Source organism: Arthrobacter sulfonylureivorans (genome assembly GCF_022637435.1).
Lineage (GTDB): Bacteria > Actinomycetota > Actinomycetes > Actinomycetales > Micrococcaceae > Crystallibacter > Crystallibacter sulfonylureivorans.
Genome location: NZ_CP093326.1, coordinates 1392208 through 1417962, shown reverse-complemented (window position 1 = coordinate 1417962; position 25755 = coordinate 1392208). Strand labels below are relative to the sequence as shown.

The following is a 25755-nucleotide window of genomic DNA, read 5'->3' as shown; positions in this document are numbered from 1 at the left end:
GCGCAGAATTCTGGCTTGTTCAGTCTACGTGAGAGACGTGCCGGGCACCGTTTTGGTTCCCTGCGCCCGTTTCGCAACTTCCCGGGCCAGGCCGGCAGCCAGATCGCCCTTGCTCTCAACCACCACGCTGTCCAGCTCCAACCATTCGGCCATGGCCGCGAGCTCGGCCGCCAGCTCCGCCGCCGTGCCGGCCGGAGCGTCGTCTTCGGAATGCGCCGACCTGACCACCAGCCTGCCTGCGGGCCGGTCCGCTTTCAGGTCCACCCGGGCGCACAACCGGTCCCCCAGCAGGAACGGCAGGACGTAGTAACCGTAGGTCCGCTTGGCCGCCGGCGTATAGATTTCGATCCGGTAGCGGAAGTCAAACAAACGTTCGACCCGCTGGCGCTCGAAAACCAAGGAATCGAAGGGGCTCAGCAGCGCCCGGCCGGTGGCCTGGCGCGGCCGTGCTGCATCCGCATGCAGATAGACCTCTGAATTCCAGCCATCCACCGCTACGCGTTCCAAGGTGCCATCGGCCTCCAGCGCCCGCACCGCGCCGGCCGCAGCCCGCACCGGGACACGGAAGTAGTCGGCAAAGCACTTGACCGTCCCGATGCCGTGGGCCCGCGCCGCGGCCTCAATCAGCCGGAGCATCGCTTCCTCCGGATGGGGCCGGTGCCCCGCGTCATGCGGCGCGGGCAATACCCTGTCGGTCAGGGTGTAGAGCCGTTCGAATTGCGGTGTGCGCGCGGCGGCGCTGACCAGCCCCTGTTCGAACAGCGCCTCCAGCACCCGTTTGACGGCGTTCCAGTTCCAGCCCCAGTCGGTCTTGGCCCGGGTCTCTTCATGGCCGATCCGGTCGGCCACGGCCCGGGCAGTCAGGCCCCGCGAGGAGGCGAGCGCGTCAAGGATCCGGTCGGACAAATCCCGGACGAGGTCCGGATCCATTCCGGAAGCGCCCACCCAGCGGCGCCGCTGCCACTGGCGGAGATCGGCGAAATCCTCCGGCTTGATGTAGCTGGCTTCGTGGGCCCAGTACTCGATCATGCGGCGCGGTGGCTTCCCGGCCAGCCGGTGGAGGATGTCGACGTCGTAGCCGCCGAGCCGGGAGTAGAACGGCAGATAGTGCGCGCGCACCAGCACATTCACCGAATCGATTTGCAGCAGCCGTATGCGGTCAAAGGTCCGGCCCACCTGCCTTGCTGTCACAAGACCGGTGGGCCGTTCCTTGGCCAATCCCTGGGCGGCCAGCGCAATGCGGCGGGCCTGGGCCAGACTGATGCGGGCTGTCATGCCTTCATATTAGGCAGCCGCGGCGGCAGTCAGGCGTTGGCGCTCTCCTGCGAGCGGTAGGCCAGCAGCTCTTCGCGCGCCTTGGCTTCTTCGGCGCTGCAGTCGGCATCGAGGGTAATCACGCCATAGGTCCAGCCACGGCGGCGGTAGACGACGCTGGGCGCGCTGGTTGCCTTGTCAACGAACAGGTAGAAGTCGTGTCCCACCAGTTCCATGTTGTCTACGGCATCATCGAGGGTCATTGCCGCGGCCGGGAAGACCTTACGGCGGATCAGCACCGGGGAGTCTCCCGCAGGGACGTCGTTTTCAATCTCGTAGCCGGACCGTTCCTCGGCTGGGGTCTGGAGAGCGGCCGCGGAGGCCAGCGTTTCTTCATGCAGCGGCACGTCCGTACTGGCCGGTTCCAGCGTGGCGGTGGCCTGGTGGACGGCGGTCGGAGTGTGGCGTCCGTGATGGACCTTGCGGCGGTCCCGGGCGCGGCGCAGTCGCTCCAGGAGCTTGTTGTAGGCGATGTCGAAAGCTGCGAACTTGTCCGCTGCCTTGGCCTCGGCACGGACCACGGTGCCGCGGCCGAGCACGGTGAGTTCGACGGTCATCGAGCTCTCGGCATTGCGGGCGTTGGCTTCTTTGGTGACCTTGGCGTCAAGCCGTTGGACCTTGTCGCCCAGTTGCTCGATCTTGGAGATCTTCTCCTCAGCGTACTCGCGGAACCTATCGGAAACGGACAGGTTGCGGCCGTTGATGTTGAATTCCATGGTGCCCTCCATCGTTGCCTAGATGACACAACAGCGACTGAAAGAGAAACTCCTTTCAGCCGCTGAAGACGGGAATCCTCCCTTACGGGAGCCCATACCTCACGTTAGATCACGTATGCCTTTTATTCACCTTTTAGTCGGATATTCTCGAACATTTCCTGCCGATTCCGCGGGGAACCCGCGCCAACACCGGCAGGTCCGGCGCTCACGAGGAAGGTCCGCCGGCGTGTCCTGCCGGAGCCGAGGCAGCTGCCAGCACGGCTCCTCCCAAGGGAACTCCGCCGGCGGCACGGAGCGCCCTGGCCAGCTCCGCCATCGTTGCCCCGGTGGTCAGCACATCATCCACCAACAGGCAGCCGCGCCCGGCGACCAGCGGTACGTAGCGCGGCGGCACGGCCATGCTGCCGGCAACATTCCGCTGCCGGGCGGTCCGGCCCAGCGACTTCTGCCCGACCGGGGAAGTCCACCGCATCAGTCGCTTCCCCGAGCCCACCGGCCGGACGGCAGGCAGCAACTGCAATCCGGCCGGCAGCAGTCCCTGCCGTTCCAATCGGGCGAGCAGCAGTTGCAGCGGGTCGTAGCCGCGGCGCCGGCGGGAGATTCCGCGGGCGGGAACCTGCACCAACGCTGCGCCGGCGGGCCGTCCGGCACGCTCCGCGGCCGCGTCCAAGGCGCCCGCCAACGCGACGGCCAGCACCGGGGCGAGTTCGGTCCGGCCATGATTTTTGAAGGCCAGCACCGCTTGGGACAATTCGCGCCGGTAGGGACCGCCCGCCGTTACCGGCAGCGGCTGGCCGGCCTCGTCCAGCGGGAGCGATTCGGCCGCCTCCTCGACCGCTACCGGGCGCAGCGCGGAGCGCCTCAGCCGCTGCCTGCAGGCAGCGCACAGCACGTGGTCCGGCGCACCGCAGGCCACGCAATCGGTCGGCAGCAGCAGCCGCCCGAACTGCCCGGACCAGACGCGCAGGGCCTGGCCGGCCCGGCTGAAATACAGCTGGTCCAGCCAACCGCCCAGCTCCGCCGTCGTCCTCATTGCCGTTTCCCTGCCACGGACCAAGCCTTGCCGGCCCCGCCCGCTCCGGGGACCGAATGCCGTCCGGTTGTGGACAAGGCTGAGCCCGCAGCAGCCTGTGGAGGCGAGGCTACCCGGGGAAGGACGGATCGATGACCAACGGCGAATTCCGCTGCGGGGCCCAGCTGTTGCCTACCCGGATGTAGAGCATCTCGTTGGTTTGCGCGTAAACATCCTGGTCACCGTTGCCGGCGCTGATCTCCACCATGCCTTGCAGCGGTGCGGTCCGCTGGCTGCTGCCGTCCAAGTGCAGAATTTCCGCGGTCACTGCCGCTTCCGCCGAGGACTTCATGACGATGACGGTGTCCTCATTCGCCCACACGCCGGTGTCCACCGGCACCGACGCCTTCAGCCGCTTGGGCGTGGTGATGCCGCGGGGCCGCCCGTCCCGGTCCCGGACCACACCGGCGATATACACGCCGGTGCTTGCGCCTTCCCGGGTAATGATCAAAGCCCTGGATCCTTCGCGGGAGATCTGCAGCTCGGTCGCCGTCCGCTCGGTCAGCCACTGGGCGCTGACCGCAACCACTTCCGCCGGCTTCTCGACGGAGACCGCGGAAACCCTCCCGCTGCCGTCGCCGGCGGCGGTCCAGGCCCAGCCGAAAGGATCAATGCTGGGACCGGTCAGTTCCCGCCCGGAAGCCGCTTCCACCGCTGTTCGGTCCTCACCGATCACGAACATCCGGTTGCGCTCGGCGGTCAAGAAGGCGAAGCGCTCCTGGTCCAGCGACATCGCCGGTTCGCGCGGGCTCAGTCGGTCAACCGAAGGCAGGCCCTCGGGTTTGACCGGCCGCGATCCCTCGTAGAAGACCAGTTCCTCGTTCAGGATCCCGACCTGTACATTGCCGACGGCGGGGTCTGTCACCGCGGCCTGGAACTCAGGATCGGGTCCGCTGCCCAGGTCCACTTCCCGCTGGTCCACGGTCATCTGCACCGTGGAGACGGTATTGAGCTCGCCCAGGGTCAATTCCAGCTGTTGCTGCATCTGCTGTCGGCGCAGGAACGTGGTGCCGGTCAGAACCTCGGCGGAGAGGTCAACGCTTGCAGCACCCGATTCGATGGGCACGGCCCGGCGCACCAGCTGCGATCCTTCCGGGAAGGCGCTGATCACCGCCCCGGCCAGGTACGGTGCCGGCCCCTCCAACAGGGCCGCCACGATCGCCGCCGAAATTCCCTGCCGGTTGGCGAACCAGCGCACGTCGGGGACAGCGTAGGTGTACGTGGGGTCGTAGAAATAGAGGTTGTACGGGGAGAACAAGGTGCGGAAATCCACGGTGGAGACCATGGTTCCGTCCGGGATGCTGGAAATCCGCCATTGGCCATCCACTTCGGTCAGCTCCACGGGCAGCGATTCCGTGGCGCCTTCCTCGGCCTGCGTCCGTACGCCGGATTCGTTGATGGAGGTGTCAACTTCCACTTGAAGCACGAATTCGGTTTCGGACGGCGAACCTACAGTCTTGACGACGTTGCGGTACACCAGCGTCCGTTGCACCGGTTGCCATTCGCCCGCCAGATCCGGCGCCAGGAATTCCCGCGCTATCCGGTAGTCGTCCTGCGGCGCCGTGCCGGCCTGGATGAATCCCTCGACAATTTCCTTGGGGTCGTCCCCGGGCGTCGGCCCCGGCGGGTTGAAGGTGTATCCGGTCCCCCGGCTCTCCCCGGAGTCGGCCTGGACCGTCGCGACCGGCCCCGACATCGGGATGGAGGAGCAGGAGGCCAACGCCAGCATGGCCAGGACCATAACGACGACGGCGCGCAGCCCGCTCACGCGGGCGGGGTCAGCTGGGGTCCGGAACACCGTTTTCCTCCTGCTGTTCGAGTAGTACGTTTTCCGCCGCCGGGTGCCTGTGCATGCCGTTGGCACCGGCCGGCGGCAGCGGCAGCGGCGAATGCGTGAGCGTGCCGCCGCTGTGCCGCGGCAAGGTCAAGCGGAAGCAGGCACCGTTGCCGGGCTCACCCCATGCTTGAAGCCAGCCGCCGTGCAGGCGCGCATCCTCGGTGGAGATGGACAGTCCCAGGCCGCTGCCGCCGGTGGTCCGTGCGCGGGCCGGGTCGGCTCGCCAGAACCGGTCGAAGACCCTCGAAGCTTCCATCGGCGTCATGCCGATGCCGTAGTCCCGGACCGCAACGGCTACCGCCTCCTCGGTGGCACCAACGGTCAGTTCCACCGGGTTGCCGTCGCCGTGTTCCAAGGCGTTGACGATCAGGTTCCGCAGGATGCGTTCGATCCGTCGGCGGTCCATGTCCGCAATGCAGCGTGGTTCCAGCGCGATCAGGCGCAGTTCGGCACCGGAGTTGTCCGCCAGCGGCTGGGCAGCGTCCAGCGCGGTGCGGGCAATTTCCACCAAATCGGTCGGCTCGGCGTCGAGCGCGGCAGCACCGGCGTCGAAGCGCGAGATTTCCAGCAGGTCGGCCAGCAGCGCCTGGAAACGCTCCACCTGGTTGTACAACAGCTCGGTGGAGCGGGCGTTGATCGGATCGAAATCCTCACGCGATTCGTAGAGCACTTCGGCAGCCATCCGGACCGTGGTCAGCGGCGTGCGCAGTTCATGCGAGACATCGGAAACGAACCGCTGCTGCATCTCGGACAACGTGGCCAACTGCGTGATCTGCTCCTGCAGGCTGCCGGCCATGTGGTTGAAGGAGGCACCCAGCCGGGCCAGCTCGTCCTCGCCGCGGACTTCCAGCCGCTCCTGCAACTGGCCCGCGGCCAACTTCTCCGACACGATCGCCGCCTGGCTGACCGGGTGCACCACCGCACGGGTCAGCAGCCAGACGATGCCGCCGACCAAAACCAGCAGCAAGGCGCCGCCGATCCAGAGCACCCGGTGGATGAAGTCCAGCGTCTGCTGCACGGAGGAGAGGTCGTAGACCAGGTACAACGCGTAGGCATTGCCCGGCGGCAGCTGCACCTGGGTGCCGAAGCCGATGGCCGGCACGTCACTGTCGCCTACCGGCAACGCGAGTGCCTGGCGGTACTGGCCGCTGCCGGTGGCGACCTCTTTGGCCAGCCCCTCCGGGATGATGTTAGCGGTGATGGATGTGTTGGACTGGCTGAACACGTAGAGGTTCTGCCCGCCCGGCAGCGGCGTCAGCAGGTAATAGCGCGGGGCTTCCGCGCCGGTGCCCTCCAGCAGTTTCAGCGTGTCCCCCACCATGCTGGCCACCGTGGCACGGTCGCTGGCAGACGAGCTCTCAAAGATGGTCTTGACCTGGGACAGGCCGCGCCGGGACTCGGCCTCGGCCTGGTTCACGCGCTCCTGGTACAGTCCCGAGGCGATCTGGCTGGAGAGGAACGCGCCGACGCCCAGGAACGCGAAGGCGGTGAGCAGGACGGCCGCCGTGACCGTCCGGAACTGCAGCGAGCGCCGCCATTTCCGGTTCAGGAAGTCGCGGCCCTGCAACGTGGCATGCCAAGCTGCCTCAGCTGCCGCCTTCAGCTTGGCTTTCCACCGGTTGAGAACCGGCTCCACTTACCCTTGGCCGGCCTTGTATCCGACGCCGCGAACCGTGAGCACCACTTCGGGGGCTTCCGGATCGCGCTCGATCTTGGAGCGCAGCCGCTGGACATGCACGTTGACCAGCCGGGTGTCTGCGGCGTGGCGGTAGCCCCAGACCTGCTCCAGCAGCAATTCACGGGTGAACACCTGCCACGGTTTCCGGGCCAGCGCCACCAACAAATCGAATTCCAGCGGGGTCAGCGAAATCCTCTCGTCCCCGCGGTGCACCACGTGGCCCGCAACATCGATCACGACGTCGGCGATCCGCAGCGTCTCAGGGGCCCGTTGGTCCCCCGGACGCAGCCGCGCACGCACGCGGGCGACGAGTTCCGCCGGTTTGAACGGCTTGGGCACGTAGTCGTCGGCGCCTGATTCAAGTCCGCGGACCACGTCCGACGTATCCGCCTTGGCGGTCAGCATGACAATGGGGACATCCGATTCGCCGCGGACCTGCCGGCAGACCTCGATCCCGTCCAGCCCAGGCAGCATCAGGTCGAGCAGCACCAGATCGGGCTTGCTGCTGCGAAAGACCTCGAGGGCCTGGGAACCGTCCGCGCAGAACACCGGATCAAAACCGTCGTTGCGCAGCACGATGCCGATCATCTCGGCCAGGGCCTCGTCGTCGTCTACGACCAGAATGCGTGCCTTCATATCTCCTAATTGTCCCCTACTTCACTGAATTCCTGCCGCAACGGCACACCGGGCGCACCAAAAACGAACCCACGGCCGGACCCGCTCCGGGATTCTAGGAACTCACGGACCGAAACTATAGGCTGATGAGAGGCTAACACTTCGCCGACGGCCTCCCGCAGTCGGCCACACGAGATCAGAAAGTCGGAACGCGATGAGCCACGGGGCCAACGACGCCGGGCACGACAGCAGGGATCCGCAGCAGGGCTCCGGAGGCGCCGGTTCCCACGGCGGGGGCGCTTCCGAGCCGGCTGGGCAGGGCAACGAAACCGGCAGGCAGCGGCCGGGCCAGCAGGATGCGGCCGGCCAGCCGGCCTGGAGCCAACCGGCAGCGCCGGGTCAGCCGGGTCAGCCGGCCTGGGGTCAACAGCCGGCCTGGGGTCAGCAGCCGGTTTGGGGACAGCCGGAACCTGCCGCTCAACCGACGTGGGTGCAGCCGGGCCAGCAGCCACCGCCCGCCCAGCCCGGCTGGAACCAGCAGCAGCCGTGGGGGCAACCCGCACCCGGCCAGCCGGTGGGACAGCCCGCACCGGGTCAGCCGTGGGGACAGCCCGCACCCGGCGGACAGCAGCCTGGATCGTGGCAGGGGCAGCAGGGCGGCTGGCCTGCACCGTCCGGCCCCGGTCCGTACCGAGGTTACGTGGCGCCGCCGAAGCCGGGCGTCATCCCGCTGCGTCCGCTCGGTGTGGGCGAGATCCTCGACGGCGCTTTCCAAGCTGCCCGCAAGAACGCGGCGGCCGTCTTCGGCACGGCGGTTCTGCTTCAAGTAGTGATCAGCGCCCTGGCCTGGCTGGTCGGCGGACTGATCATTTCGGCCTTCGGCGGCCTGCAGGTCATGGCCAACGAGGAACTCACCGATGAATCCGCGCTGGCCTTCGGCCTCTCCATCATCATCTCCTCCTTGGTCCTGGGTCTGCTGTCCAGCGTCGGGGTCCTGGTCCTGCAAGGCGTCCTCGCCATTCCCACGGCCAGGGCAGCGGTCAACCAGAAAACCAGCTTCCGCCTGATGTTCGCTCTGGCCAAGGGACGGATCGGTGCCTTGGCGGGACTGGGTCTGCTGTATTTGGCCCTGACCGCTCTTGCGCTGGTCGTGATCATTGCCGGCTCGTTCTTCCTAGCCGATCAGCTGGGCGTGTCCTCGGTCTGGATCATCGTGCTGATCATTCTGGCCCTGACGGCTGTGTCCATCTGGATTGGCATCAAGCTGATGCTGGCCCCGGCCGTCATCATCATGGAGCGTGCACCGCTCTTCCACTCGCTCGCCCGGTCCTGGCAGCTGACCAACCGCAGCTGGTGGCGGACGTTCGGCATCATCCTGCTGTGCACCATCATCGTCACGGTGATTACATCGGTGATCAGCATGCCGATTTCGTTCATCCTTGGACTGGCCGGCCCACTGCTGGGCGATCCGACGTCGGCCGAGAGCATGCTGTCCACCATGGGACCGCTCACGCTGGCTTCGATGCTGCTGTCTTCGATCTTCTCGGCCATCGGCTACGCGTTCCAGGCCGCGGTGATCGCCCTGGTCTACATCGACCTGCGGATCCGCCGCGAGGGGTTCGACGTGGTGCTGCTGCGCGAGCACGAGGCCTCCGGCGGCCAGGAAACCCGCAGCATTCCGGGACTCGGTGCCGGAACGGCGCCCGGCTCCGCGGTCCCGGGAAGATCCGGGCCATGGGGGCCGTGACTATGGCCCCGGCAGCTCTGGCGCTCGCCGCGGCCCTGCTGAACCCGGATCCGGAGGAGGCACGCGAACTGCTGGTCCGCGAGCTGGCCAAGGAGGAATACCAGGACGCCCGCCCCTCAGTGTTGGAATCGGTGTTGCAGGGGATCCTCGACTGGTTCGCCGAGCTGATCTCCCAGCTGAACGGCTTCAGCCCCAATCTGGGCACGTTGATCCTGGTCCTGGCCGCCCTGCTGTTGATCGGCGCGGCCGTCTGGGTGGTCAAGCCGCGGCGCAACGCCCGCCGCCGTGCAGCGGAGGAAATTTTCGACGCCGCTGCCCCCCTCACCGCCGACGAGCACCGCCGGAATTCCCGCGACGCGGCCGCCCGAGGCGACTGGGATACAGCCCTCGCCGAGCGGTTCCGCGCGCTGGTGCGGTCGATGGAAGAGCGCGTGGTGCTGGATCCACAGCCCGGCCGGACCGCCGACGAGGCAGCCGCCGGGATCGCTGCCGCGTTCAGCACCGAAGCCGGGCGGCTGCGGACTGCGGCCAACCGTTTCGACTCGGTGCGTTACGGCAACGTTCCTGCGTCCCGGGACGATGTCGAACGGCTGGCCGCCCTGGATGACTCGCTGGCTGCCGCGTCGCCGGGTGCGGCCGGCGCCACCTTCCCACCGCTGGCGATGCCGCGATGACCCCGGTAGGAACAACCGCGGCTCCGGCGGCGGTCCCCGAAAACCGGGCCGAACGCCCAGCCGACGGAGCGGAAGTCCACGCAGCCGGGACCCGGCCGGAAACGGTCGGCGACGGCGCCAGCGTGTGGTCCACGCTCCGCAACCGGCTGCGTCGGTGGAGCTTCTGGCTCGTCTTGCTGGTGCTGCTCTGCGGCGTCGTCGCCCTGGAATTGCTCCGCGGCCCGGCAGCCGACCGTGCGGACCTCTCCCCCGGCAATGCCGCGCCCAACGGGGCCAAGGCCGTGGCCGAGGTGCTCCGCCAGCAGGGCGTGCAGGTTGTTGCCACCGGCTCGCTGCAGGAGACGCGCGACCAACTCCAGGCGGCCGGCGCCACGCTGCTGGTCCATGACCCGGACAGCTACCTGGCGGCGGAGCAGCTGGAACCGCTGAAGCAGCAGGCCGACCACATTGTGCTGCTTGAACCCGGTTTCGAGGCCCTGCGGGCGCTCGCCCCCGGTGTCCGGGCGGCCGGCGTGGTACCCGCCGAAGGCGGGAACTTGCCGGCCGGCTGTACGCTCCCCGGCCCCACCAGGGCCGGCGAGATCACCCGCGGGGGCTTGTCCTTCCGCGGCGGCAGCGAGATGTGCTTCGCCTTCGAAACGCCTGCAGGAGACGCCGGCCCCTATGTGCTGTCCGAGGACGGGGCCACCGTCGTGCTGGGGGCAGGCCATGCGCTCAGCAACGAGGCCATCGCCCAGGCCGGCAACGCGGCGCTGGCCCTGAACACTTTGGGCGCCACGGACCGGCTGGTCTGGTACCGGGCGGGACCGCAGGACATGCCCGTGGCGGAAACACCGGTCAACCCGATGAGCCTGCTGCCGGGATGGGTGCTGCCGGTGTCGCTGTGGCTGATGGCCGTCGGCGTCGCGGCCATGTTCTGGCGCGGGCGCCGGCTCGGCCCGCTGGTGGCCGAGCCGCTGCCGGTCCTGGTCCGCTCGGCCGAGACGATCGAGGGCCGCGCCCGGCTCTACCAGAGTGCCAAGGCAGTCGGTCATGCAGCGGACAACCTGCGCGCCGCAACCCTGACCCGGCTCGCCGCCCACCTGCGCCTGCCCGCGGGAGCCAGCAGCGCCGACGTCGTACATGCGGTGGCCCGGAACAGCGGCCGCGCAAGGGCGGAACTGGAACGCATCCTGCGCCAGGAGGCGCCCGGGACCGAATCCCGGCTGGTGGCGTGGGCCCAAGAACTTCAGCAGCTAGAGAAAGAGATAATGCACCGATGAGCGAACAGACAGGACAGCGGCAGGCGGCCCGGTACGGCAGCGGCCCGGCCGTGGCCACGCCGCCCTCCGACGACGACCGCCTGCGCCAGGCCCTGCACGATGTGCGCGGCGAAGTGGCCAAAGCCGTGGTGGGCCAGGACGCCACCGTGACCGGGATGCTGATCGCTCTGCTCTCGCACGGGCATGTGCTGCTTGAAGGCGTGCCCGGTGTGGCCAAGACGCTGCTGGTCCGCTCGCTCTCCGCCGCGCTGAGCCTCGATACCAAGCGGATCCAGTTCACCCCGGACCTGATGCCGGGCGACGTCACCGGCTCGATGATCTACGACACCCATACCTCCGAATTCCGATTCCGCGAGGGTCCCGTGTTCACCAATATCCTGCTGGCGGATGAGATCAACCGCACGCCCCCGAAGACCCAGGCGTCGTTGCTGGAAGCCATGGAAGAACGCCAAGTCTCGGTGGACGGCATATCGCGGAAGCTGCCCGAACCGTTCATTGTGGCGGCCACGCAGAACCCGGTGGAATACGAAGGCACCTACCCGCTGCCAGAGGCCCAGCTGGACCGCTTCTTGCTGAAGCTGACCATGAACCTGCCGGACCGGGACGCCGAGATCGAGATCATCCGCCGGCACAGCCTGGGCTTCGACCCGCGCGACCTGCAGGGCGCCGGGGTGCGGGCCGCGGCCTCTGCCGAGGACCTGGTCCAGGCCCGGGCCGCCGTGGCCCGGGTGGCGATCGCACCCGAGGTAGTCGGCTACATTGTGGATCTGGTCCGGGCCACCCGGTCCGCGCCGTCGTTCCAGCTGGGCGTCTCGCCGCGCGGCGCCACCGCGCTGCTCAACACCTCCCGGGCCTGGGCCTGGCTGAACGGGCGCGGCTTCGTGACTCCGGACGACGTCAAGGCACTGGCCCTGCCGGCGCTGCGGCACCGGGTCGGCCTGCGGCCGGAGGCGCAGATGGACGGTGTCCAGGCCGACGACGTGCTGCAGAGCATTCTGGCCACCGTGCCGGTCCCCCGCTGAGCACGCCGTGGCGATTACCGGGCGTTTTGTCCTGCTGGCCCTGGCGGGCATCATTCCGCTGCTGCTCTTCCCGCGGCCGGCCACGGCCCTGGCATGGTGCCTGCTCTTGGCGACCGCGGTGGGCGTTGACCTGGCGCTGGCGCTTTCGCCGCGCAGGGTGGGGCTGCAGCGGAGGCTGCCGGCTAATGTCCGGCTGGGCGAATCAGTGACGGCCCAGCTGCTGCTGGCCAATCATGGCCGCCGCCAGCTGCGGGCCGTGGTGCGCGACGGCTGGCAGCCCTCGGCCGGCGCCGCGGATCCCGACCAGCGCGTGCGGATTTCGCCGGGCGAACGCAGGCTGCTCGAGGTCCAGTTGACGCCCCAGCGCCGCGGCGACCTGTTGGCCCACCACGTGGCCATCCGCTCGCTCGGTCCGCTCGGCGTGGCCGCGCGGCAGCTGACGATCGACCTGCCGGGCCGGCTGCGGGTGCTGCCGCCCTTTCATTCCAAACGGCATCTGCCCTCCAAACTGCGTAAGCTGCGCGAACTGGACGGACGGGTTGCGGTGCAGATCCGCGGGGCCGGCACCGAGTTCGACTCGCTGCGCGACTATGTCCGCGGCGACGACGTGCGATCGATCGACTGGCGCGCCACCGCCCGGCGGCAGGCCGTCGTCGTCCGCACCTGGCGGCCGGAACGCGACCGCCGCGTGGTGATCGTGCTGGATACCTCCCGCACCTCGGCCGCGCGGATCGACGACGAGCCGCGGCTGGACACCGGAATCGAAGCGTCCCTGCTCCTGGCGGTGCTCGCCGAACGCGGCGGCGACCGCGTGGACTTCCTGGCCTACGACCGGCGGGCGCGGGCCAAGGTCGCTTCCGCGGCCAAAGGCAACCTGCTCAACCAGCTGGTCAACGCCATGGCACCGCTGGACCCGGAGCTGATCGAAGCGGACTGGTCGCAGATACCTGCCGAGGTCCATGCCCTGTCCTCGCACCGGTCCCTGGTGGTGCTGCTGACCGCGCTGGATTCCGGGGCGGCCGAGGAGGGGCTGCTGCCCGTGCTGGCGCAGCTCACCGCCAAGCACACCGTGGTGGTCGCCTCGGTCAGCGATCCGCACGTCGACCGGCTGCGCACCGTGCGCGACACCGCAGACGACACCTTCCGGGCGGCGGCCGCGGAGCGGGCCATGCTGGAACGGGCTGCCGTCGCGGCCCAGATCCGCCAGCTGGGCGCCGAAGTGGTGGACGCTCCGCCGCACGAACTGCCGCCACAGCTGGCCGACATGTACATCCGACTCAAAGCGGCCGGACGGTTGTAGTTTCATGAACACCGCCGTCTCCGTCTATCAACTGGCCATGGGTACTGACTTCGCGCTGCTCCAGCCGGAACTGCAACACTACTTCTCGCTGACGCCTGGTGAGGAGAACGACGGCGGTGCGACGCTCACCGGCGTCGGCTCCGGAACGTTCAAGGTGGCGGGCTGCCCGGTCCCGGTATTGCGGCCGTTCCTCGGCCTGACAAGCAGCGACAACGCGCTCTTCCCCGAGTACCAGCACCATGTCCCGTTCACCATCGAGAACCGGGCCTCGCGGACTGCCGGCGGACTGCCGCAGCTAACCGCCATCAGGACACTGCACTTCGAAAACCGGACACGGGTCATGGAGGACCGGACCAGCTGGGACGACAATCTGGGCAAAGCCGTCGGCGCCCTGGGCCGGAGCGGTCGTCTGCTCACGGACGTGGCGTGCTCGGCCGGCGCCGATGGCCGGATGCGGATCATCTCGCGCCGCAGCCGCCTGGCGGCCGGCCGCCGCTCGGTCCCGTTGCCACCCGTGTTCGAGGCCGCGGCCTTCACCGAACAGTGGTGGGACGAATCCGAACACCGCTTCCGGATCCGCACCAAGGTCATTCAGCGCCAGCTCGGAACCGTGCTCGAATACGACGGATCCTTCACATACTCGGTACACGCCTGAGCGAAGTCCAGCCCACCGCTGAATCCGAGACTCGTTGTCGGCCGCCGGCCGCCGGCTTTGCCGGGGGCCGCTCCGGGCTCAGGCCTCCGCGACAACCTGGTTCAGGGCGTCGGCCGCCTGGGTCAACCGCTTCACGACCGCGCGCGCTGCATCAGGGGCGGATCCGGCCAGGCCGGCGGACGGCGTGATCCGCAGCTGGGGCAGGCGTTTCAACGGCAAACCGAGCTGCCGCCACGGCCGCACTACTGCATCAACCAGTGCCGTGACCTGCGGGATGCTTCCGGCGGCGGGGTCGACCAGTCCGGCCCAGATGCGCCGGTCGGCTTCGACAGCCGCAGCGATGGTTTCCCACTGCCGGGTGCTCAGCCCGCCGGCCGGGATGGCAAACCCGTCCAAGCCGCTGGCGGCCACCGCGTCCAGGGCGGAATCCTTGGCGGGAACCTGGGCCACCACTTCGACGGCACCGGCGTCGCGAAGGGTCGCGGCCAGCAGGTCCCAGGCGGCGGATGCTTCCGAAGCCGCCACCGACCGCAGGGTCCGGTAGCCACTGGCGGTGGGAATGGTCCCGGCCAGCACGGCGTCGATGTCCGGCTCGTCCAGCTGGACCACCAGCTCCGTGCCGGCCGGCAGCGAGGCCTTGACCTGGGCGAGGTGGCCTGCAGCACCGGCAGCCAGCGATTGGGCCAGGTCGCGCCGGGCCCCGGCATCGATCAGCGCGCGTTCGCCGTTGTGGAGGTAGAGATTGGCGGCCAAGGACATCGGCCCGCGCAGCTGGACTTTGAAGTGGGAGCCCGGACGGTCTTCGGCACCAACCACATCGGCCAGCACGTTCAGGTCGGTGCGCAGGGCGGAAACAGCCCGGCGGTGGTCCTGCCCCGGGCGGTCCACCAGCCGCCAGCCATGCGGCTGCAGGTCGATGAACAGTTCCTCCAGCAATCCGGCCGTGCGCGCCACAGGGTCCGAGCCGACGCCGCGGTCGGGCAGCTCCACCAGGTGAGGCAGGTTCGGTTCGCCCAGCTCGCCGCGGATGATCCGGGCCGCTTCGTCCGGATCCGTACCGGGCCAACTGCCCAGCCCGGTGGCGCTCACCTGATTGGGCCGCACCGCGGCAGCGGGTGCGTCGGAGCCGGCCGTCACGTCAGTTTCCGCCGTTGTGCTCGTCGGAGATGGCTTGGTGGTGCCTGATGACCTCGGAGATGATGAAGTTCAGGAATTTCTCGGCGAAGGCCGGGTCCAGATGCGCTTCCTCGGCGAGCCGCCGCAACCGGCCGATCTGGGCGGTTTCGCGGTCGGGATCGGCCGGGGGCAGCTTGTGCCTGGCCTTGAGGTAGCCCACCCGCTGCGTCGCCTTGAACCGCTCGGCCAACAGATAGACCAACGTGGCGTCGATGTTGTCGATGCTGCCGCGCACTGCCAGCAGCTCCGCCATCACCTCGGGAGCCACCTGGTCGGAGAGGGAGCTGGCGGTCGGGTCAAAGTCATCGGCAAGGTGGGGCTCGGTCATGTTCCCAGTTTATGGTTCGGCGCGCACCGGCAATGCACCGGTTACTCCTGTGTGAAGTCCGCCGGCGGTATGTCAGGAAACCTTGGCCGGGTCCCAGCTCAGCGAACGGGCCGAATCAATGGTTGCCTGGCCCAGCACCCGGGTTCCCTGGTAGAGGACCATGGTCTGGCCCGGGGCCACGCCGCGCATCGGCTCGATCAGGGTGACCACCAGTTGCTGCCGGCCGTCGTCGTCGAGCTCGGACTGAGCCCGGGCGGCCACCGGGTCACCGTGCGCACGGACCTGGACCATGCACTCAAATGAGGTCTGCGCTTCCACCTCGGGCAGCGGCAGGCCCGCCCAGGAAACCTTGATGCCGCGCATCTGGTCCACGGCCAGCAGGGCCTCCGGCCCCACCACCACCTTGTTCTCCTTCGGCCGGATCTCCAGCACGAACCGCGGCTTGCCGTCCGGCGCCGGCCGGCCCAGCTTCAGTCCGCGGCGCTGGCCCACGGTGAACGCGTTGGCGCCCTCGTGTTCACCGACTACTTGGCCGTCCTGGTCAACGATGGATCCCGATTCCATCTCGATCTTCTCGGCCAGCCAGCCACGGGTGTCGCCGTCGGAAATGAAACAAATGTCATGGCTATCCGGCTTGTTCGCCACGGAGAGCCCGCGCCGCGCGGCCTCGGCGCGCACTTCGGCCTTGGACGGCGTTTCGGCCAGCGGGAACATGGAATGCTTGAGCTGCTCGTGGGTCAGCACGCCCAGCACGTAGGACTGGTCCTTGGCCCAGTCGGCGGCGCGGTGCAGTTCCCGGTTGCCGTGCTCGTCCTCGATGACCTTGGCGTAGTGGCCGGTGCACACCGCGTCGAACCCCAGCGCCAGCGCCTTCTCCAGCAGTGCGGCGAACTTGATCCGCTCGTTGCAGCGCATGCAGGGGTTGGGCGTCCGGCCGGCGGCGTATTCGGCGATGAAATCATCCACCACGTCTTCCTTGAACCGCTCGGAGAAGTCCCAGACGTAGTACGGGATGCCCAGGATGTCGCAGGCGCGCCAGGCGTCACGCGAATCCTCGATGGTGCAGCAGCCGCGGCTGCCGGTGCGGAGTGTGCCGGGCATCCGGCTCAGGGCGAGGTGAACGCCCACCACGTCATGGCCAGCCTCCACCGCCCGTGCCGCCGCCACGGCGGAGTCCACGCCGCCGCTCATCGCTGCCAGTACCTTCATAATTCGTTTCCCTACTGATGTGTTGTCTGTCTCTGCCGCAGCGGCACAATGTTTCGCGCCGATGCAGCGTGCGTTGCGCCGGTCAATCCGCCTGCGTGCCGGCGGTCTGGATGCTGGAGACGTGCCCGGCCATGCCGGCCTTTTTGGCCCGTGCGTAAGCCTCCGGCAACGCGGCTACCAATGCGTCAACGTCGGATTCGGTGGTTGTATGCCCGAGCGTGAAGCGTTGTGCGCCACGGGCTTCTTCTTCGCTCAGCCCCATGGCCAGCAGGACGTGCGAGGGACGGGGCACTCCCGCGGTGCAGGCCGATCCGGTGGAGGACTCGACGCCGGCCAGATCCAGCAGGAACAGCAGCGAATCTCCCTCGCAGCCGGGGAAGGTGAAGTGCGCGTTGCCCGGCAGCCGCCGGCCGTGCTGTTCCGGGTCCGGAGTCCCCCGCAGCACCGCCTCGGGAACGGAGCGTACGACGCCGGCAATGAGTTTCTCGCGCAGGCCCGCCAACCGCCGGGCTTCTTCCGGCAAGTGCCCGACGACGGTCTCCGCCGCGGCGGCAAAGGCGGCGATCGCCGGGGTATCCAGGGTGCCGGACCGGATGTCGCGTTCCTGTCCACCGCCGTGCTGGACGGGAGTCAGCTTGACGTCCCGGCGGACCAGCAGCGCGCCGACGCCCACCGGGCCGCCGATCTTGTGCCCGGTGATCGCCATGGTGTCCAGGCCGGAAGCCTTGAAGTCCACCGGCAGGTGCCCGAAGGCCTGGACGGCGTCGGAGTGGACCGGAATCCCCTGCGCCTGGGCGGCGGCAACAATCCCCGCCACCGGCTGGACGCTGCCCACCTCATTGTTGGCCCACATCACGGTAATCAAGGCCACGGCTGCGGGGTCCGCGTCGATTTCGCGCTGCACGGCCTCCAGCGGGACCACGCCGTCCGCGTCAACCGGCAGCCAGACCGCCTCGGCGCCCTCGTGCTTTTCCAGCCACTCCACCGTGTCCAGCACCGCATGGTGCTCCACCGGCGAACACAAAATGCGGCGGCGCCGGGGATCGGCGTCGCGCCGCGCCCAGTACAGCCCCTTGACGGCAAGATTGTCCGCTTCGGTGCCGCCGGAGGTAAAAATCACTTCGGACGGGTGGGCTCCGGTTGCGGCGGCGATGGTCTCGCGGGCGTCCTCGACCACCCTGCGGGCACGACGGCCGGAGCCGTGCAGCGACGAGGGGTTGCCGCTGCGGCTGAGTTCGTGGGTGAGTGCGGCCAGGGCCTGCGCCAGAATGGGCGTGGTCGCCGCGTGGTCAAGGTACACGGGCACGCCAACATTTTACATGCCCCCGTGCCCGCACCCCAGCCGCCGCGTGGGATGGCCTGCCGGACGGCCGGTGGGAAGGCGCTCGACCCGGCCCTACCGGACCGAGGCGCGCCGGACTGAGGGGCGCCGGGGCGCACAAACGGGCCGGTGCATCAAGCGGGCGGGCGCCGGTTGATTCTGGCGCAGCAGAACGGCCCCTCCGGATCGGCGGCGACTCTGTGGTCGCGGTCGGCGCAGCCGTCCAGCATCCCCTCCAGCAGGGCCAGATTCAGGCCGCACACCGTCTGCGTATGACTCCTGGCCAGCAAGTGGAACGGGCAGTTGCCCAGCGCAAATCCGGCCGCATCGGGCAGCGGCCGGTAGCCCGCCGATGCCAGTGCGGCTTCCAGCCCGGCCGCGCCGGCCCCCAACTCCAGGCCTTTGGCCCGGGCGGCCTCTGCCACCAGCTCATGCGCCGGACGCGCGGTCTTGGCCGATTCCTCCACCGCCGTCGCCAGCAGTTCGCCGGCCAGGTCATAGGAGCGTTCCGGTACGGAGGCCGAGACTTCCGGCACCGCGGCCGCGTACACCTTCGACGGTCGGCCGGAGCCCGGCCCGGATTTGCCGCTGAGTTTGCGGAACTCCACGCTCAGCAGCCCGTGCCCGGCCAGTGCGTCCAGCTGCAGGGACACGGTGCTGCGCGGCAGGTCCAAGGCGGCGGCGGCCTGGTCCCGGGTCACCGGTTCGGCGCTGTGCCGGACAAATTCGAACAGGCGGCGGCGAACGTCGTCGCCCAAAGCGGTGACGGCCGAGAGTCCGGGCGGCGGCTGGTCGGTCATGGCGCTCTTTCCGGTGGCAGGTGCATTGACTTATGCGGAACAGATTTCTAAAGTCGAACATAACCATTTTAGAACATCTGGCCCTGCCCCAACAGGCAGCTGCCGGTGCTTCCATCAGATCGGCGGCTGTCGCGGCACGGCCCGAGGAGTGCCCGCCGGCACCTTGAAGGAGCGCTGCCATGGCAGAGAACCCGATCGTCATTGCCGGAGCCGGACTGACCGGCGCCACCGCTGCCGAGGCCCTGCGGCAGGGCGGCTACGGCGGCGAAATAGTGCTGGCGGGCGCCGAGGACCAACACCCTTATATTCGGCCGCCGCTGTCCAAGGACTTCCTGGCCGGACGCGAGGACGCGCAGGCGGCACTGGTGCAGCCGCCTGGTTGGTATGCCGAGCATGGCGTCCGGCTGCTGCGCGGCACCACGGTGGAGTCCTTTGATCCCGGCGCCCGTACCGTGACGTTCTCGGATGCCATCACCCTGAAGTACTCCCAGCTGCTGCTGGCCACCGGCGCATCGCCGCGGAGGCTGGAACTTCCCGGGGCCGAGCTGGAAGGCGTGCACTACCTGCGCACGCTGGATGACAGTGAATCCCTGCACACGCTGCTGGCTACCGGGAACCAGCGGCTGGTGGTGCTCGGCATGGGTTGGATCGGCATGGAGGTTGCCGCCACGGCGCGCCAACTTGGAAACCAGGCCACCATTGTGGGCCGCGGCGAGATCCCGCTGGCCTCGGCGCTGGGCGGAACCATCGGCAGCATCTTCGCGGACACTCATCGCCGCGAGGGGGTGCTGCTGCGCACCGGGCGCCGGCCGATGGAAATCCTCGGCGGGAACGGCAAGGTCAGCGGCGTTCTGCTGGACGACGGCGAGCGCCTCCCGGCGGACGTGGTGCTGGCAGCCATCGGCGCCGTCCCGAACACGGCGGTGGCCGAGGCCGCCGGGCTGACGGTGTCCAACGGCATCGATACCGACCAGCGGCTGCGCACCTCGGCGGAACATGTCTTTGCCGCCGGTGACGTAGCCCGCGCCTATCATCCGGTCTACGGTGCACCGCTGCGCAGCGAGCACTGGGCGAATGCCATCGCGCAGGGCAAAACTGCCGCTGCCGCTATGCTGGGCCGCGATGCGTCCAACGACGACATTCCGTACTTCTACACCGACCAGTTCGGCATCGGGATGGAGTACTCCGGCTATTTCCCATGGGCGGCGGAGAGCGAACCGGTCTTCCGGGGCAGCTACCAGGACCCGGACAAGTTGGAGTTCATCGCGTTCTGGCTGCGCGGAGGCAAGGTGGTGGCTGGTATGAATGTAAACATCTGGGACGTCCAGGAGCCCATCCAGGACCTGATCCGGTCCGGCCGCACCGTGGATGCCGCGGACCTGTCCAACCCCGACAAGGAGCTGACCAGCCTGTGAGCCAACCACTGACGGAGCGAACGCCGTCCGGCGCCTTCCTGCCCGAGCTGCACCACCCGGTGCACGAATTCGGCTCCCGGCGGATCGATTTCCGCTCGCAGGTGGCCCTGATGGCCATCGTCAACCGCACCCCGGACTCGTTTTACGACGGCGGCCGGACCTTCGCGCTGGAGGCCGCCATCGATGCCTCGCTGCAGGCGGTGGCAGCGGGGGCGGACTGGGTGGACATTGGCGGTGTTCCCTTCGCGCCGGGACCGGCCCTGTCCGCGCGCGAGGAGGCGGAACGGATTGTTCCGGTGATCGAGGCGGTGCGGGCAGCCTCGGACGTGGTGATTTCCGCCGACACGTTCCTTCCCGCGGTGGCCGAGGCGAGCATCCGCGCCGGGGCGAACGTCATCAACGACACCACCGGCCTTCAGGACCCGGACATGGCGGCGGTGGTGGCGGAAGGCGGGGCGCATCTGATCATTACCCACTCGCTCGCCGCCCCCCGCACGGTGTATCCGCGGCCCCGCTACGACGACGTAGTGGAGGACGTTGCCCGTTTCCTGCGCCGCAAGGTGGACCTGGCCGTGGACCTGGGCATACCTGCGGAGAAAATCATCATCGACCCGGGCCACGACCTGAACAAGAACACGCTGCATTCACTGGAAATCACCCGCCGCTTCGGTGAAATCGCCGCCCTCGGCTACCCGGCGCTGGCGGCAGTCTCCAACAAGGACTTCATCGGCGAGACACTGGACCAGCCCAAACAGGAACGGCTGTCCGGATCGCTCGCGGCCGCCGTCATCTGCGTCATGAACGGCGCGCGGATCCTGCGCATGCACAACGTTCCCGAAGCCAGCGCCGCCATCCGCATGGCCGAGGCCGTGCTGGGCTGGCGCGAACCGTCCTATCTAAAACACAACATGGGCGACGTCAACGAACCGGCGTCGCAGTGACCAGGCCGATCCGGCGCCTCCTGCCGCCCGGGCCGGAACAGGCCACCGACCAGGATCTGCTGGACTGGTACGGCGAACTCCCCCGGTCCGGTCCGTGGGTCCGGTTCAACTTCGTTGCCAGCCTGGACGGTGCGGCCACCTATGAGGGCCGCTCCGGGACGCTGGGCGACGAGGTGGATCAGCGGGTCTTCCTGCTGCTGCGCCGGCTGGCCGACGTGCTGGTGGTCGGGGCCGGGACCATCCGGGCGGAGGGCTATGGCGGCGAGCTGCTCTCGGCCGAGTCGCAGGCCTGGCGCACCGCGCGCGGCCTGAGTCCGCATCCGCCCGTCGCGGTGGTCTCCGCCTCGCTCAACCTTGATCCGGACAGCGAGTTCTTCACGGCCGCACCGGTGCGCCCGATCGTGTTGACCAGTGCCGCCTCCCCCGCGACGCGTCGCCGCGCACTGGAACCGGTGGCGGATGTGGTCGACGCCGGCACCGCCCGGGTGGAGCCGGCGTTGATGGTGCAGGCACTGGCGGCCCGGGGCTACCGGCAGCTGCACAGCGAAGGCGGACCCACCCTCTTCGGCAGTTTCCAGGCCGCGGGACTGGTCGACGAGCTGTGCCTGACCCTCAGCCCGCTGCTGGCCGGCGGCATCGGCAAGCGGATCTCGGACCATGTTCCCGGCCAGTCGCTGCAACGGCTGGAACTGCGCCAGGTGCTGGAGTCCGGTTCCATGCTGCTGCTGCGTTACACGGCGGCGGACAGCGCACCGGGCACCACGTCGACGGACACCGGCAGCCTGCCGACCGGCTCGCCGTCGGCATAAGCGGTGACCCCTGCGGCTTCCAGCCGGACCGTCCGCACCCGCTCAATGTGGACCGCTGGATGACTGGTGTGCCGGCCGGCATAGACCCGCGGAAAGATGCCCAAAAAGGCGGGACGGGACAGCGGCGAGACGATGAACAGATCCAGCGCACCGTCGTCGTACGCTGCCTCCGGGACAATGCGCATTCCGCCGCCGATCGACCGGCCGTTGGCAACGGCAACCAGCATCGCGTCGGTCCGCCGCGGCACCCCGTCCACGACCAGGCTGTAGCGGAGCGGGCGAAAGGAGGCGAGTTCGCGCAGCATCGCCAGCGGGTAGCGCAGGCGGCCGCGCGGGAAGCGCCAGCGGTTGGCCCGGTCGTTGACCGCGGCGTCGAAGCCGGCGGAGAGGACCCCGGCGAACCAACAGCTGGTTCCGTCCGCGCGGGTGACCCGCCCCAGGTCCACCCTGCGCGGCTGCTCCAGCGCCTGCAGGAAATGCCCGACGGCGGTGCGCGGCTCCGTGGGCAGGTTGAACATCCGGGCAAAATCGTTTCCGGTCCCCGTCGGCACAATTCCCAGCGGAACCTGTGTGCCCGCCAGCGCGTTGACTGCTAAGTGAACCATTCCGTCCCCGCCCACCACCAACAGGGCGGAGATCCCGCGGCGCAGCTCGCCGGCCACCCCATCCGCGAGCGCGGACCACGTCTCCGCCCGCAGCTCGACGGCGTACCGGCCGCGGCGGGCCAGCTCCGCCATCACCTCTGCACCGGCGCGGGCGGTGGTCCCGAACGCGGCATGCGGGTTGATCGCGACGGCGATCGGGGCGGCGGGCGGCAACGAAGTCACAGCAGATCATTGTGGCAGCATGATCGCGTGCAGCCGCGGCACGACACAGGCGGCCGCTTCCCGGCGGTTACACTGGGCTTCGCGCAGGACCCCCAGACCCTACAGAGAGGCGGCCGGTGACTCCCCCATCCCATTACGATGCCTTGGGGCTGCCGGTCACTGCCACCGCACAGCAGATCAAGGCCGCGTACCGCAGGCAAGCACGGGCCACCCACCCGGACCACGGCGGAGACCCCGCCGAGTTCCGCCGCGTGAGCCTGGCCTATGAAGTTCTCAGCAACCCGCAGACCCGGTCCCGCTATGACCGGTCCTATGGCGCCGCCACCGCCCCGGACGCACGGACGGACAGCGCCGAGTCCTTCGCGGCGTCCGCCGCACCCCCGCGCGCACCCGGGCAGCGCGGGCCCTCGGCGTCCGACACGCCGGTTTTCGTTCCCGCCTATGGCTCCGCAGAGGCCTCCACCGGGCTGGCGGAGAACATTGCCCGGCAGCAAATCCACGGGGTGCCGCGCAAGCGCGGGATCTTCGGTGCCGGCGCCAGACTGCGCCGCGAGGCGCTGAGCGTACAATTGCTCAGCCGGCAGATTCTTCCGTCGATTCCGTCGGCGCGGATGGTCAACGGCCTGCATTCGCCGGCCGACAACGGGTTCATCGACCATGCGCTGCTGGCCGGCTACCGGTTGGCCCTGATCGATTCGATGCTGCTGCCGCGGGGGAACTTCCGCTGGGATGGGCGCACCCTGCACAAGGACGGCCGGGTGGTGGAACCGCCGCAGCTGGCACCGGCGGTGCGGCGGATGCAGGAGCTGTTCCCGGAACTCAATGTCACCGGCTGGATTGTGATCCATTCCGCGGACGGCAACCTGCACGAACCGGTGATCGACTACACCCGCGGCTACGATCCCGACGGAATTGCGCCGGTGCACGTGGTCAATGCCGCCCGGCTGGTGCGCGAAATCAAGCAGTTCCTGACCTCCGGACCGGCACCGAACACGGTACATGTCCCCTCGCTCGCCCGGCTGCTGGCAGGGATGCACAGCTGACCGGCTGCGGGGTCCCTGGCCGCCGGCCGGTGCGGGACGGCGCTTCGGCGCGCTTAGGATGGAGTCCGTGTTCCGCATCCTCTTCTACACTCCCGAAATCCCCGGCAATACCGGCAACGCCATCCGGCTGGCCGCGGTCACCGGAGCCGAACTGCATCTGGTTGAACCGCTGGGTTTCACCTTCGAAGACTCCAAACTCCGCCGCGCCGGCCTGGACTACCACGACCTGGCCGTGGTCCACGTCCACGCCAATCTGGAGGCCGCCTGGCAAGCCCTGCAACCGGAACGGGTCTTCGCTTTCACCTCCGACGGCGAGTCCTCCTACACGGACGTCTCCTACGTTCCCGGCGACGTGCTGATGTTCGGCCCGGAGTCCGTCGGGCTGCCGGACGCGGTCAAGCAGGATGCCCACGTGACCGCCCGCCTGCGCCTGCCCATGCTGCCGTCGCTGCGGTCGCTGAACCTGGCCAACTCGGCCTCGATTGCCGTCTACGAAGCCTGGCGGCAGCACGGCTTTGCCGGGGCGAAGCTGTAGCCAGCCGCCGGAAGCAGCAGCGTGTCGCCGGCCAGAGAGGCACCGCGCCCGGGGACCGATAGACTGGCAGCCTATGGATACGCCACAGCCTGATCGCCTGGCCAGCCCCGGAAACTCCACCGAGGGGAACGACTACGCAGCAGCGGATGAGGACCATTCCGTACTGCACGCCGACCAGTTGACCGGCGGAGCAGACGAGGACGAGCGGCGGCCGATGCCCGCGGTGACCAAGTGGCTGTTGCTGGCCTTGGCTGCCATCGTGGTGATTATTGGTGCCATCGCCGTGGCCGGAGCCCTGGGCGGAACCTCCGATCAGGACGTCGCCGATGCTCCGGACGTTGTCTCCAGCCAGCAGGACGTCGAAGGCGGCGGCACCGTCGACGCTGTCATCTCACTGGACAAGAACGCTGCCGTCCTGACGTTCAACGACGTCGCGGCGTCCGAGGGGCGCACCTACCAGGTCTGGCGGGTTCCGCTGGACGGCTCCGCACCGGTCTCTGCCGGCACCATTGAGGCCTCGGACATCACCGCGGGCAACCCGGTAGTGGTCGACGGCATCTCCACCACGCGGGAACTGGCCGTCTCGGTCGAGGCGCCCGGCGGAGCCGAGTCCCCCAGCCTGCCGTTCGCCGTCGTCATTCCCACTCCGGCCGGCTAACCTGCCGCGCTGCCGGCGTCAGAGTCCGGCAGCGCAGGGGTCCGCGGCGGAGCCGGCATACCGCCGGCGTCAGAATCCGGCGATCGTCTCCGGGGTATTGATTCCGACCACGTGGAAAGCCTCCGCGCTGCGGCCTGCCGGGAGCCCGCCGCGCGCCGCGTTCTCCATCAGGTTCTGCCGCACGCGGGCGTCCATGCCCGCCAGGTCCGGGTGCTGGCTCGCATGGATCCGGATGGCGTCCAGCTTGGTGTCGACCCAGTCGGTGATGTCCACGAAGTGGTTTTCCCGTTCTCCTGGCCCGCCGTAGAACCACAGATAGGGCACCTTGTAGGCAGCCAGCCCGGCCTCGAGCAACTCGGGATAGGCGTACGGGTTCTCCACCGCCGGGTAGATCGCGCGGGTCACGATCTCACCGCAGGCCAGATGGTCCGGGTGGCTCTTTTGGATCCGGTCCCAGGCCCGCTCCGGGTGCATGGACAGCACGATGTCGGGGCGGATCCGCCGCATCAGCTCCACCGTCTGCCGGATCACCTCATGGGTGGGCTCCAGATAGCCGTCGGGCTGGTGCAGGAAATGCAGGTCGGTCACGCCGGCCAACGCCGCCGCCTTCGCCTGCTCGGCCGCCCGCAGTTCCACGATGCCGGCCCGCTGGCCGTCGTCGAAGCCACCGGCATCGCCGTCGGTCATGATGCAGTAACTCACCTGCACACCCGCGGCCGTCCAGCGGGCGATGGTGCCCGCCGCACCGAAATCCAGGTCGTCCGGGTGCGCGGCAAAGACGAGGACGCGTGCCGGCATGAA

26 protein-coding genes are annotated in these 25755 nt (G+C 68.8%); 12 read left to right on the top strand and 14 right to left on the bottom strand.

The window, feature by feature from the left end:
* Positions 1-24: 24 nt before the first annotated feature.
* The 7 genes from MNQ99_RS06875 to MNQ99_RS06845 all read right to left on the bottom strand — a co-directional run bounded on the left by MNQ99_RS06875 (position 25) and on the right by MNQ99_RS06845 (position 7788).
* Positions 25-1275: a winged helix-turn-helix domain-containing protein gene (locus MNQ99_RS06875; protein WP_241914899.1), complete on the bottom strand. Its 1251-nt coding sequence runs from the start codon at positions 1273-1275 to the stop codon at positions 25-27.
* A 29-nt stretch (positions 1276-1304) separates the two neighbouring features.
* Positions 1305-2030, bottom strand: a complete 726-nt coding sequence (hpf, locus tag MNQ99_RS06870; RefSeq protein ID WP_241914898.1) for a ribosome hibernation-promoting factor, HPF/YfiA family — start codon at positions 2028-2030, stop codon at positions 1305-1307.
* Positions 2031-2235: 205 nt separating this feature from the next.
* A complete protein-coding gene (locus tag MNQ99_RS06865) occupies positions 2236-3063 on the bottom strand; it encodes a ComF family protein (protein WP_241914897.1) in 828 nt (275 codons plus the stop codon).
* 109 nt (positions 3064-3172) lie between these two features.
* Positions 3173-4900, bottom strand: coding sequence for an LpqB family beta-propeller domain-containing protein (locus MNQ99_RS06860; protein ID WP_241914896.1), 1728 nt, complete (start codon positions 4898-4900; stop codon positions 3173-3175).
* Positions 4881-6575, bottom strand: coding sequence for an MtrAB system histidine kinase MtrB (gene mtrB / locus MNQ99_RS06855; RefSeq protein WP_127511343.1), 1695 nt, complete (start codon positions 6573-6575; stop codon positions 4881-4883). Before mtrB ends, MNQ99_RS06860 begins: the two co-directional genes overlap by 20 nt.
* Positions 6576-7253, bottom strand: a complete 678-nt coding sequence (gene mtrA / locus MNQ99_RS06850) for an MtrAB system response regulator MtrA (RefSeq protein WP_127511342.1) — start codon at positions 7251-7253, stop codon at positions 6576-6578. It lies immediately after the preceding gene.
* A 175-nt stretch (positions 7254-7428) separates the two neighbouring features.
* Entirely contained in the window at positions 7429-7788 is a 360-nt protein-coding gene (locus MNQ99_RS06845; RefSeq protein ID WP_241915439.1) for a hypothetical protein, read from the bottom strand.
* Between the two features lie 144 nt (positions 7789-7932).
* On the opposite strand from MNQ99_RS06845, the gene MNQ99_RS06840 reads away from it, so the two are divergent.
* Genes MNQ99_RS06840 through MNQ99_RS06815 form a run of 6 tightly spaced genes read left to right on the top strand, consistent with a single transcriptional unit; the run spans position 7933 to position 13892 of the window.
* Positions 7933-8979 (top strand): glycerophosphoryl diester phosphodiesterase membrane domain-containing protein, encoded by a 1047-nt coding sequence (locus MNQ99_RS06840; protein ID WP_241915291.1) that lies wholly within the window; start codon positions 7933-7935, stop codon positions 8977-8979.
* Complete coding sequence (locus MNQ99_RS06835; protein ID WP_241914895.1) at positions 8967-9653, top strand: DUF4129 domain-containing protein; 687 nt, start codon at positions 8967-8969, stop codon at positions 9651-9653. The genes MNQ99_RS06840 and MNQ99_RS06835 overlap by 13 nt, the downstream gene beginning before the upstream one ends.
* Positions 9650-10915 carry a DUF4350 domain-containing protein gene (locus MNQ99_RS06830; protein ID WP_241914894.1) on the top strand — a complete coding sequence of 422 codons (1266 nt, stop codon included), beginning with the start codon at positions 9650-9652 and terminating at the stop codon, positions 10913-10915. The genes MNQ99_RS06835 and MNQ99_RS06830 overlap by 4 nt, the downstream gene beginning before the upstream one ends.
* Positions 10912-11937 carry an AAA family ATPase gene (locus tag MNQ99_RS06825; protein WP_241914893.1) on the top strand — a complete coding sequence of 342 codons (1026 nt, stop codon included), beginning with the start codon at positions 10912-10914 and terminating at the stop codon, positions 11935-11937. Before MNQ99_RS06830 ends, MNQ99_RS06825 begins: the two co-directional genes overlap by 4 nt.
* A 7-nt stretch (positions 11938-11944) precedes the next feature.
* Entirely contained in the window at positions 11945-13237 is a 1293-nt protein-coding gene (locus MNQ99_RS06820; protein ID WP_241914892.1) for a DUF58 domain-containing protein, read from the top strand.
* 4 nt (positions 13238-13241) lie between these two features.
* Entirely contained in the window at positions 13242-13892 is a 651-nt protein-coding gene (locus MNQ99_RS06815; RefSeq protein ID WP_241914891.1) for a DUF4166 domain-containing protein, read from the top strand.
* 78 nt (positions 13893-13970) lie between these two features.
* Here MNQ99_RS06815 and MNQ99_RS06810 read toward each other — a convergent pair whose 3' ends face one another.
* The 5 genes from MNQ99_RS06810 to MNQ99_RS06790 form a co-directional block, all read right to left on the bottom strand.
* A complete protein-coding gene (locus MNQ99_RS06810) occupies positions 13971-15029 on the bottom strand; it encodes a uroporphyrinogen decarboxylase/cobalamine-independent methonine synthase family protein (protein WP_241914890.1) in 1059 nt (352 codons plus the stop codon).
* A 1-nt stretch (position 15030) separates the two neighbouring features.
* Positions 15031-15396: a chorismate mutase gene (locus MNQ99_RS06805; protein WP_127511335.1), complete on the bottom strand. Its 366-nt coding sequence runs from the start codon at positions 15394-15396 to the stop codon at positions 15031-15033.
* A gap of 72 nt (positions 15397-15468) precedes the next feature.
* Positions 15469-16605, bottom strand: coding sequence for a tRNA 2-thiouridine(34) synthase MnmA (gene mnmA / locus MNQ99_RS06800; protein ID WP_127511334.1), 1137 nt, complete (start codon positions 16603-16605; stop codon positions 15469-15471).
* 82 nt (positions 16606-16687) lie between these two features.
* Positions 16688-17911, bottom strand: a complete 1224-nt coding sequence (locus tag MNQ99_RS06795) for a cysteine desulfurase family protein (RefSeq protein WP_241914889.1) — start codon at positions 17909-17911, stop codon at positions 16688-16690.
* A 149-nt stretch (positions 17912-18060) separates the two neighbouring features.
* On the bottom strand, positions 18061-18726 hold the full coding sequence (locus MNQ99_RS06790; protein WP_241914888.1) for a helix-turn-helix transcriptional regulator: 666 nt from the start codon (positions 18724-18726) through the stop codon (positions 18061-18063).
* A 179-nt stretch (positions 18727-18905) separates the two neighbouring features.
* Between MNQ99_RS06790 and MNQ99_RS06785 the strand changes: the two genes are divergently transcribed.
* The 3 genes from MNQ99_RS06785 to MNQ99_RS06775 are packed head-to-tail and all read left to right on the top strand — an operon-like array spanning position 18906 to position 21891.
* A complete protein-coding gene (locus MNQ99_RS06785) occupies positions 18906-20141 on the top strand; it encodes an NAD(P)/FAD-dependent oxidoreductase (RefSeq protein WP_241914887.1) in 1236 nt (411 codons plus the stop codon).
* The gene (gene folP, locus MNQ99_RS06780; RefSeq protein ID WP_241914886.1) at positions 20138-21082 is read left to right on the top strand and encodes a dihydropteroate synthase; all 945 of its coding nucleotides are present in this window, start codon (positions 20138-20140) and stop codon (positions 21080-21082) included. The genes MNQ99_RS06785 and folP overlap by 4 nt, the downstream gene beginning before the upstream one ends.
* Positions 21079-21891 carry a pyrimidine reductase family protein gene (locus MNQ99_RS06775; RefSeq protein WP_241914885.1) on the top strand — a complete coding sequence of 271 codons (813 nt, stop codon included), beginning with the start codon at positions 21079-21081 and terminating at the stop codon, positions 21889-21891. Before folP ends, MNQ99_RS06775 begins: the two co-directional genes overlap by 4 nt.
* Here the strand turns inward: MNQ99_RS06775 and MNQ99_RS06770 are convergent.
* On the bottom strand, positions 21813-22718 hold the full coding sequence (locus MNQ99_RS06770; RefSeq protein ID WP_241914884.1) for a diacylglycerol/lipid kinase family protein: 906 nt from the start codon (positions 22716-22718) through the stop codon (positions 21813-21815). The genes MNQ99_RS06775 and MNQ99_RS06770 overlap by 79 nt on opposite strands.
* 116 nt (positions 22719-22834) lie before the next feature.
* On the opposite strand from MNQ99_RS06770, the gene MNQ99_RS06765 reads away from it, so the two are divergent.
* From MNQ99_RS06765 to MNQ99_RS06755, 3 genes are all read left to right on the top strand, one after another.
* Positions 22835-23761, top strand: coding sequence for a J domain-containing protein (locus MNQ99_RS06765; RefSeq protein ID WP_241914883.1), 927 nt, complete (start codon positions 22835-22837; stop codon positions 23759-23761).
* Positions 23762-23828: 67 nt separating this feature from the next.
* Positions 23829-24296, top strand: coding sequence for a tRNA (cytidine(34)-2'-O)-methyltransferase (locus MNQ99_RS06760; RefSeq protein WP_127511328.1), 468 nt, complete (start codon positions 23829-23831; stop codon positions 24294-24296).
* 73 nt (positions 24297-24369) lie between these two features.
* Complete coding sequence (locus MNQ99_RS06755) at positions 24370-24954, top strand: anti-sigma factor (protein ID WP_127511327.1); 585 nt, start codon at positions 24370-24372, stop codon at positions 24952-24954.
* A gap of 69 nt (positions 24955-25023) precedes the next feature.
* On the opposite strand, the gene MNQ99_RS06750 is transcribed toward MNQ99_RS06755, so the two are convergent.
* Positions 25024-25752, bottom strand: coding sequence for a PIG-L deacetylase family protein (locus MNQ99_RS06750; protein WP_127511641.1), 729 nt, complete (start codon positions 25750-25752; stop codon positions 25024-25026).
* Positions 25753-25755 lie beyond the last annotated feature (3 nt).

Coding starts and splice junctions, on each gene's coding strand:
- MNQ99_RS06790 (WP_241914888.1), bottom strand. CDS start 18,726: ATGACCGACCAGCCGCCGCCCGGACTCTCGGCCGTCACCGCTTTGGGC.
- mtrA (WP_127511342.1), bottom strand. CDS start 7,253: ATGAAGGCACGCATTCTGGTCGTAGACGACGACGAGGCCCTGGCCGAG.
- MNQ99_RS06830 (WP_241914894.1), top strand. CDS start 9,650: ATGACCCCGGTAGGAACAACCGCGGCTCCGGCGGCGGTCCCCGAAAAC.
- MNQ99_RS06835 (WP_241914895.1), top strand. CDS start 8,967: ATGGGGGCCGTGACTATGGCCCCGGCAGCTCTGGCGCTCGCCGCGGCC.
- MNQ99_RS06750 (WP_127511641.1), bottom strand. CDS start 25,752: ATGCCGGCACGCGTCCTCGTCTTTGCCGCGCACCCGGACGACCTGGAT.
- MNQ99_RS06785 (WP_241914887.1), top strand. CDS start 18,906: ATGGCAGAGAACCCGATCGTCATTGCCGGAGCCGGACTGACCGGCGCC.
- MNQ99_RS06825 (WP_241914893.1), top strand. CDS start 10,912: ATGAGCGAACAGACAGGACAGCGGCAGGCGGCCCGGTACGGCAGCGGC.
- hpf (WP_241914898.1), bottom strand. CDS start 2,030: ATGGAATTCAACATCAACGGCCGCAACCTGTCCGTTTCCGATAGGTTC.
- MNQ99_RS06865 (WP_241914897.1), bottom strand. CDS start 3,063: ATGAGGACGACGGCGGAGCTGGGCGGTTGGCTGGACCAGCTGTATTTC.
- mnmA (WP_127511334.1), bottom strand. CDS start 16,605: ATGAAGGTACTGGCAGCGATGAGCGGCGGCGTGGACTCCGCCGTGGCG.
- MNQ99_RS06815 (WP_241914891.1), top strand. CDS start 13,242: ATGAACACCGCCGTCTCCGTCTATCAACTGGCCATGGGTACTGACTTC.
- MNQ99_RS06805 (WP_127511335.1), bottom strand. CDS start 15,396: ATGACCGAGCCCCACCTTGCCGATGACTTTGACCCGACCGCCAGCTCC.
- MNQ99_RS06755 (WP_127511327.1), top strand. CDS start 24,370: ATGGATACGCCACAGCCTGATCGCCTGGCCAGCCCCGGAAACTCCACC.
- MNQ99_RS06875 (WP_241914899.1), bottom strand. CDS start 1,275: ATGACAGCCCGCATCAGTCTGGCCCAGGCCCGCCGCATTGCGCTGGCC.